Origin of the sequence: Rothia mucilaginosa ATCC 25296 (assembly GCF_000175615.1) — a bacterium.
Lineage (GTDB): Bacteria > Actinomycetota > Actinomycetes > Actinomycetales > Micrococcaceae > Rothia > Rothia mucilaginosa.
In genome coordinates this window covers 1-8,540 of record NZ_ACVO01000012.1, presented here as the reverse complement: position 1 = coordinate 8,540, position 8,540 = coordinate 1, and the positions used below count along the sequence as shown (strand labels likewise).

At 61.9% G+C, this 8,540-nt stretch carries 6 protein-coding genes; 4 read left to right on the top strand and 2 right to left on the bottom strand.

All coding sequences use genetic code 11. From position 1 onward, the window contains the following. Nucleotides 1-49: 49 nt before the first annotated feature. Together ROTMU0001_RS03195 and ROTMU0001_RS03190 are read right to left on the bottom strand one after the other, a co-directional pair. Nucleotides 50-703: a potassium channel family protein gene (locus tag ROTMU0001_RS03195; RefSeq protein ID WP_005506372.1), complete on the bottom strand. Its 654-nt coding sequence runs from the start codon at nucleotides 701-703 to the stop codon at nucleotides 50-52. Further along, complete coding sequence (locus ROTMU0001_RS03190; RefSeq protein WP_005508100.1) at nucleotides 704-1,570, bottom strand: potassium channel family protein; 867 nt, start codon at nucleotides 1,568-1,570, stop codon at nucleotides 704-706. It abuts the gene before it with no gap. Nucleotides 1,571-1,763: 193 nt separating this feature from the next. Here ROTMU0001_RS03190 and ROTMU0001_RS03185 point away from each other — a divergent pair, with 193 nt between their 5' ends. From ROTMU0001_RS03185 to ROTMU0001_RS03170, 4 genes are all read left to right on the top strand, one after another. After that, nucleotides 1,764-3,920, top strand: a complete 2,157-nt coding sequence (locus ROTMU0001_RS03185; protein ID WP_005508099.1) for an APC family permease — start codon at nucleotides 1,764-1,766, stop codon at nucleotides 3,918-3,920. 241 nt (nucleotides 3,921-4,161) lie between these two features. Next, complete coding sequence (locus tag ROTMU0001_RS03180) at nucleotides 4,162-5,799, top strand: class I SAM-dependent RNA methyltransferase (RefSeq protein ID WP_005508098.1); 1,638 nt, start codon at nucleotides 4,162-4,164, stop codon at nucleotides 5,797-5,799. Nucleotides 5,800-6,024: 225 nt separating this feature from the next. Next, a complete protein-coding gene (gene dxs / locus ROTMU0001_RS03175) occupies nucleotides 6,025-8,097 on the top strand; it encodes a 1-deoxy-D-xylulose-5-phosphate synthase (RefSeq protein ID WP_005506364.1) in 2,073 nt (690 codons plus the stop codon). 170 nt (nucleotides 8,098-8,267) lie between these two features. Continuing rightward, nucleotides 8,268-8,540, top strand: a 273-nt coding sequence (locus ROTMU0001_RS03170; RefSeq protein ID WP_044142272.1) for a helix-turn-helix domain-containing protein, incomplete at its 3' end; no start/stop codon positions are given.

The window sequence follows — 8,540 nt, the reverse complement described above, 5'->3', positions numbered from 1 at the left end:
CAAAAAGGGACCGGGGCTTTCGCCTCCTCAAAAACTTACGTATAAACGCTTAGGCGAACAGTGCGCGGATCTGATCCTCACCGGCAATGGTCGTGATGAAGAATAGCTCGTCGCCGCCCTCAATCGCCACGTCCGCGCTGGGCGGGATCGGCGCGCCGTCACGCAGGATTGCGGTGAGCACCGTATCGACGGGCCACTGCACGTGGTCCACGCGGTAACCGATGACGGGGTGGTCATCCGGCACGGTGTACTCGGCGAGGGTCGCGCCGCCAGCCTGCAGGGTCAGCAGGCGCACCACGTCGCCGACTTCCACGGCTTCCTCGACGAGGGCGGTCATCAGACGCGGGGTAGACACGGCAACGTCCACACCCCAGGAGTCGTCAAAGAGCCACTCATTACGCGGGTTGTTCACACGCGCCACGGTGCGCGGCACACCAAACTCACTGCGAACCAGCAGAGAGACCATCAGGTTTGCCTTGTCGTCACCGGTTGCGGCAACGACCACGTCCGCCTTGTTCGGGTGCACCTGGCGCAGTACGGACAGCTCGCAGGCGTCACCAATATGCCAGCGCACGCCGGGCAAATCGGCGCGCTTCTTGACTTCGGGCTTGGAGTCGATGATGGTCACGTCGTGGCCGTTCATCATGAGCTCTTTAGCGATGGAGGCGCCCACGGAACCGGCACCAACAATAAGGACCTTCACTTACTTCTCACCTTTCGAGGAATCACGATGGCGGCCGATGAGCTCGAGGGGGTCGGGCAGCTCCGGGGGAGTGTCACCGAGGTGGAATTCATGCTCGATAACGGGGCCGTCGTTGTGCTTCTGTTCGGCGGGTTTCTTCGGGGCGTGGGGGTACTTGCGGTGGCCCGAGGCGGGGGCGTAGTTCGCCTCCACTTCTTCGTCTTCAACGCGCGGCGGGCGGGAGAGAATACGGGTTACGTCCGCAACGTCGTCGGTGCGCATCATGACGTGCACGCTATCGCCCTGCTGGTAGGCGCTGTCGGGGCGGGGGAGCATGCCCTCACCAAAGCGGGTGATGTAGGCGATGCGCACCCCGGCGGCACGTTCGATGCTGGTCAGGGCGTGTCCCGCCCAGCCGTCGTCGAGCGGAATTTCGGTGAGCATGAGGCGGCCCGAGGGTTCACGGAAATCGCCCTTGAGCGCCTGCTCGGGCAGCAGGCGGCGCAGCACCTGGTCGGTGGACCAACGCACCGAAGCGACCGTGGGAATACCCATGCGCTGGAAGAATTCGGCGCGGTTCGGGTCGTACACACGCGCCACAACGTTCTTCACCTTGAACATTTCGCGTGCCACACGGGCGGCAATAATATTCGAGTTATCGCCCGAAGAGACGGCGGCAAAAGCGTACGCCTCGGTAATGCCGGCACGCTTGAGGGTGTCCTCGTCAAAACCGACACCGGTCACCAGACGGCCCTCAAAGCCCTTACGCAGCGGCTGGAAAGCACGTTCGTCCTGGTCAATGACGGCGACCGTATGCCCCGAAGCTTCCAGAGTGCGCGCCAGCATGACGCCCACGCGTCCGGCACCCATAATGACGAAGTGAGGCATACAACCCTCCGAGTGTTGATGTTTTACGGTGATAAGGCGTTACCGCCTACCTCTACCAGTGTAATGGGCGGGTGAGCCTCCACGCCGATGCTCCGTGATATTCCGCTCGCAATGCCCACTATTCGGCTGAATAAAATTGAGCTTTGAAGCTGCGACCGATAGCCTTAACAGCGTGAGGAATCGTTGGGATAGGATGCGCATCGCCCTGATCGGTCAGCCGGTCAGCACGCGAAATCTTTCGGCAGTCGCGCTGCCGAAGCGCTACGCCCTGCCTCTTTTCGGTGCCGACGGCATCTCTTCGGTCGCCTACGCAGCCGACCAGATGATCCTGACCCTTGCCGCTGCGGGTGCCTCTGCGCTCGCTTTTTCACCCTGGATTGGTTTGGGTGTGGCGATGGTCGGTCTGCTGGTGATTGGCACGTACCGGTACAACATCAACCAGATTGCTTCCGAGGGCGATATTCAGCTGGTGCACCGCAAACTGGGTGCGTTGCCCTCGATCGTGATGGGTGCATCCTCGCTGATGGACTATATGCTCACGGTGGCGGTGTCTATGTCTTCGGCGTCCTCGTTTTTGGTGGCGCTGTACCCGCAGATTCAGGATTGGCGCACCCTCATTGCGGTGCTGCTCATTGTTGCCCTGACGCTGTTTGCGTTGCGTGGCGTGCAGCTGCTGGGAAAGATTGCGTACTGGCCGCTGTACGTTTTCTTGGCGCTGTTGGGGGTCACCCTCATTGTGGGGTGGGTTCGTGCCGCCACGGGTACGCTGCCGCTGGCTGAATCGGCGACCTACGTGATTGCCCCTGAGCTGGAGACCCATTCGCTGGAGGGCCTGGCGCTGGTGCTACTTCTGGCGCGTTCGTTCTCTGCCGGCCTGGTGGCGTTCTCGGGTGTTTCCACGATCTCTAATTCGGTGAAGTATTTCCGCCGCCCGAAGAAATATAATGCGGCGGTCACCATGATGCTGATGGGCCTGATCACCTCGGTCCTGCTGGTGAGCCTGCTCGGTTTTGCGGCGGCAACCCGCGTGCACATGGTGCACGATACGACCCGTTTCTTGTTCATTGACGGGCACACGCCGGGGGAGTACTTCCACCAGAAGCCGGCGCTGTACCAGGTGGCTTTGGCGATTTATCAGGGTGCACCGTTCTTCGCGCAGCTGCTGGTATTTGCGACGGTGGGCGTGCTGATTATTGCCTCGCTGACGGCGTTTACGGGCTTCCCGGTGATTGCCTCGTCGCTGGCTGATTACCAGTACCTGCCGGTATTCTTCCGCAGCGTGGATTCACGCGGCCTGTACGCGAACGGTGTGCTGGCGCTGTCGGCATTCTCAATTTTCCTCACCTGTATTTTCGGTTCGGACGTGTACTCGCTGATTCAGCTGTACATTGTGGGCATGTGCCTGTCCATGATGCTGGTGCAGCTGGCGGTGGTGCGCTACCGCATGCGCCTGCTGCGTATTACCCTGGCGCAGATGCCGCGCCGCGCCCTGCTACGCGATATTGCGGTCTCTACGGTGGGTGTGGTCGTGACCACTGCGGTGCTGGTCACCATCGTGGTGACGAAGTTCGCCGCCGGCGCGTGGCTCTCCCTTGGAATGATTGCCCTGATGGTTGGAGGTATGGTTGTGACTCGCCGCCACTACGATGCGGTGGATGCCGCCCTGGACATCCCCCTGAATGCCGAATCCGTCGCGGATGTGGCGGCCCTGCCTTCGCGTGTGCACGCCATCGTGTACGTGGAGCGTGTGCGCCGCCCGGCGGTTCGTGCCCTCTCCTATGCGCGTGCCGGCCGCCCCTCCACGATTGAGGCGCTAACGGTCAACAATGACCGCGCCGCCCTGGAGATTGTGAAGAAACGCTGGTACGCCCTGGGCATTCCGGTACCGCTGTCGGTGATTGATTCGCCGTACCGTGACACGGTGGAGGCTGTCGTTTCGTATGTTCGCCGCCGCCGCAAGAAGTCACCGCGCGATATTTTGGTGGTGTACCTGCCGGAGTTTGTGGTGAAGCACTGGTGGCAGCGTATTCTGCACCGCCGCACGGTGCGCCGCCTCAAGCAGGCGCTTCTGCACGAGCCGGGCGTCATGACGGCGACCGTGCCCTGGGCGATGCACGAGGATGAGGTGTATGATGAGATTTTTGATCAGCGTTTACAGGGTAAGGACTCGGCTACCAATGATCCGACCGCAGAGGCTGATATCGATGGCTCTGCGGCTGCAGTCGCCCCGAAGATTACTCGTTCAGCCGGTGGTGGCCGCGAGCTGATTCAGAGCAACCGCCACGCGGTGTACCGCGGTCGCCTGCACGAGGCGGACGCTGTGGCGCGTGAGAAGAAACGCCAGCCGTAATAATCGCCCAGCGCTCAGCATGATTGCCCAGCGCCCAGAAATATTTGCCTGGTGCCCAGTATGATTGCCCAGTGCCGAGCCCGGTCAATTGCCCCGTAACTTTGCTTGAACACCCCGCATAGCGCCTGGACTTTGCCCTTTGCAGCCTATTTGGTGCCCCCTGCGGGGCGTCGGAATCGGAGTAAAGGTACAAATCGGTGTAAAATAGTTCACATTAAGTGATTCTTTAGGAGACAATGCTGTGACCCACACTGCTACCACGCCTGCCGCCTCCAACAACGTAGACGGATACAGCGTCGGGCAGACCCTCACCGTCACCTGTGAGGCACCCGCACACGGCGGCGCCTTCGTAGCGCGCACCGAACAGGGCGTCATCTTCGTGCGTCACGGCATCGTCGGCGAACAGGCAGAAGTACGCATCACCGCCATCGGCCCCAAGCGTCGCTTCTACTTCGCAGATGTAATCTCCGTACCCGTACCTTCCCTGGCACGCCGCCCCCACCCCTGGATCCAGGCGGATGCGCTCGCCACCGACGAGGAACGCGCCGCAGCAACCGGCGTACCCGAACTACTCGGCGGCATGGAATACGGTCACATCAGCCTGGCTGAGCAGCGACGCTACAAGACCGATATCGTCCGCACCCAAATCAACCGACTGGGCGGCCTGCCCCTCGAATCGCCCCTGCTGACCAACCTCATCGTTGAAGAGCTTCCCCTGCGCGATAACAACGAGGGCCTGTCCTGGCGTACCCGTGTGCGCTACAACGTGACCAAGGTCCGCACCCAGCCCGGCGACCAGAAGAGCGGCGGCAAGAAGAGCCCCGCCGTCACCTGGCGCGTCGGCATGCACCCCTACCGCGCCTCCCAGCCCGTACCGGTCGTAGACTTCCCCCTCGCCGCACCCGAACTGCGCAACCTAGAGCTTGAGAAACTGAACCTGCGCGGCGTACGCGAAGTCGAGGCAACCGTCTCCTCCCGCGGCAGGGTCCTACTGCAGTTCATCGTTGACCCGCGCTTCTCCATCGAAGAGGTCGCCAAGGACATCGAACAGCAGGCAGCCGACGCCTGGGGACTGCTCGCCAAGCGCAAAATCTCCCTCTTCTTCACCCCGCAGTCCACCTCCAACGGCAAGCCCAAGCGCCGCCGCCCCGGCTCCTCCCACACCCCCTACCGCCGCGTACCCGAAGGTGACCAGCTGCTCGGCGCAGGCCTGCGCTCCGTCACCGAAGAAGTCACCTTCGGGTCCCGCCGATTCAGCTACCAGGTATCCGCCGGCGGCTTCTGGCAGATTCACCGCGCCGCCCCCTCCACCATGGTCGGAACCATGCTCACCATGCTCCGCCCGCAAGAAGGTGAATGCACCCTCGACCTATACGCCGGCGCGGGCCTGTTCACCGCCGCACTCGCGGACGCCGTGGGTGCAACGGGTACTGTCGTCAGCATTGAGGGCTCCCCGGTGACCCATAAGGATGCGCGCTCGAACTTCGCGCCGGATGGCTGCTCCCGCACCGAGAACTCCGCGAACACCCGCATCGAGGTGATTCGCGGCGACGTGGCACGCCACCTGGTCGATTTGAAGACCGCCCTTGAGTTTGGTGAAATCCCCGCCATTGATGCGGTGGTCCTTGACCCGTCCCGTGAGGGCGCGAACCGAACCACCCTGGAACGCCTGGATGCGCTGGACCCCAAGCGTATTCTGTATGTGGCGTGCGACCCGGCATCCCTGGGTCGTGACACCGGTATTTTGCGTGAGCTGGGTTGGGACATGGTGCAGCTTCGGGCGTTCGATATGTACCCGAATACGCATCACGTGGAGTCGGTGGCGCTTTTTGAGCGTGCCCCCGCGAAGCCTCGTCCGCGCCGCCGCCGCACCAAGTAGCGCGTAGCTAGTAGCCGTAACAAAGAAGCAAATAATCGCCGTGTTGGGCGGGTTGGGCTGTTCACCAGCCTGCCCACTAGGGGTTATTTCAGGCCGTTTTCGCTCAACCCGGTGCGTCTTGCTCTGCGGGCGCATAAATCTGCTTTTTGGCACCTTAAACGGTAGAATCATTGAAGAACCAACGCACGGAATGAGCCGTGCCCCGACCTTGAGGAGTGTGGGTGTATGTCCGCTGAAAACGCATTGCCGCAGGAGGAGACCCCGAATAGCGCCGCCGGTGGCGCACCCACCGCCGACTACAGCATTGGCAATGGTGCCACTGCCAAGTTGCTCCCGGGTATTCAGTCCCCGGCGGACCTGCAGAACCTCAGCTACGAGCAGCTGGAGGAGCTCTCTAAGGAAATCCGCCAGTTCATCGTGACGAACGTGTCGGCGACCGGCGGTCACCTGGGCCCGAACCTGGGCGTTGTGGAGCTGACCCTCGGCATTCACCGTGTCTTCGAATCTCCCAAGGACAATATTCTTTTCGACACCGGCCACCAGTCCTATGTGCATAAGCTGGTGACTGGTCGTCACGCGTTTAAGACTCTGCGTCAGAAGGGTGGCCTGTCGGGTTACCCGGATCGTGGCGAGTCTGAGCACGACATTATCGCGTCTTCGCACGCCTCTAGCTCGATTTCGTGGGCTGACGGTATTTCTCGCGCGCACAAGCTCAACGGTGAAGATGACCGCTACACCGTGGTTCTTATTGGTGACGGCGCGCTGACCGGCGGCATGGCGTGGGAGGCTGTGAATAATATTGCTGCCGACCGCACCCGCAAGGTCGTGATCGTGGTCAACGATAACGGCCGCTCCTATGCGCCGACCATTGGTGGTTTCGCGAACCAGCTCTCCGAGCTCAAGCACGGTGTGCAGCAGCAGGTGGATCGTGTGCGCCTCGATCACCGCTACGACCACGCGCTGGATGCGGTGCGCATCGGTCTGCAGCGTGGCGGCCCCGTCGGTCAGATGGTGTACCGCGGCCTGCACGGCATGAAGGCGGGCATTAAGGACGTCGTCGTACCCAAGGGCATTTTTGAAGACCTGGGTATGAAGTACGTGGGCCCCATTGACGGCCACGACCAGCAGGCTGTGGAGAACGCACTGACCGCGGCAAAGAACTACGCCGGCCCGGTGATTGTGCACGCCATTACCGAGAAGGGCCACGGCTACGCACCCGCCCGCGCTAATGAGGACGACCAGTTCCACGCGGTGGGCCAGATTGACCCGCTGACCGGTGAGGATGTTTCGACCAGCACCTCTGAGTCGTGGACCGGCGTCTTTGGCCGCGAAATTGCAGATATTGCGGATGAGCAGGAGAACGTCGTCGGTATTACCGGCGCGATGCTCATTCCCGTGGGTCTGCGCGAATTCCAGAAGCGCCACCCCGAGCGCGTTATTGACGTAGGTATCGCTGAGCAGCACGCCGTGGCGATGAGCGCCGGTCTGGCGTACGGCGGCATGCACCCGGTGGTTGCCCTCTACGCAACCTTCCTGAACCGCGGCTTTGACCAGCTGCTCATGGACGTTGCCCTGCACAAGGCGGGCGTGACCGTGGTGCTGGACCGCTCCGGCATTACCGGCCCGGACGGTGCAAGCCACCACGGCATGTGGGATTTGGCGATGCTACAGTTCATTCCGGGTCTGCACCTGGCGGCTCCGCGTGATGGCGCGACCCTGCGCGAAGAGCTGCGTGAGGCTGTAGCTATTAACGATGCACCGACCGTGATTCGCTACCCGAAGGGCTCCGTTGGCGAGGACATTCCCGCCCTGGAGCGCCGTAGCGATGGCGTGGACGTGCTGGCACGCACCGGCGAACCCCACCCGGAAACCGGTCAGCGTGACGTGCTGTTCGTTGCCGTGGGCGCTATGGCTCGCGTGGCTCTGGAAGCCTCCAAGGTGCTTGCCGCCGAGGGTATCCAGTCCACCGTGGTTGACCCGCGCTGGGTGATGCCGGTGCCGTCTTCGGTCGTTGAGCTGGCTCGCGATCACCGCATTGTGGTGACCATTGAGGACGGCGTGCGTTCCGGTGGCGTGGGTTCGCGCATCCGCCAGGAAATGCGTGCGGCTGGCGTGGATACCGCGCTGAGCGAGCTGGGTCTTCCGGCGGAGTTCATTCCGCACGCTTCCCGCGAGCAGATTCTGGAAGAGGTCGGTCTGACCGCGGAAACCATCATCGCGGACCTGCGTGCGCAGCTGGCTGGCGATAAGGTTCCGTTCGCTCGTGAAGAGGGCCAGAAGCCGCGCCACACCCGCTAAACGGTCGTACCTGAGATGTGCCGCCTAAGCTTCTCTCAGTAGCACGCCGCAATAGCAGGCATCAGTAGCCGTGGGCACCATAAGACAGCACAAAGCCCCGCCCATCGATTGTGAACTGCCTCCCGTTTCTTGGACACCAAAAATGAAGTCCAAGAAACAGGAGGCTTTTCATGTCCGTGCATCTGGGATTAAGGCATGACCGTTTGCTTCGGGAACAGGCAGCGCAAATGTTTGAGAAGGGACGTGGCTATCGTTTGACCGCCAGCAGGCTTGGTGTGTCCGCCGCGACTGTGAGAGAGTGGCAGAAAATGTACCGCGTCATCGGGAGGAGCGGGCTTCTTGCCATGGGAATAAAGCAGGCCAGATACGACTATGAGACCAAGGTTGCCGCAGCGAAGGCCGTGGTTGATGGTGGGATGAGTAAGCCTGAAGCGATGGCGCGT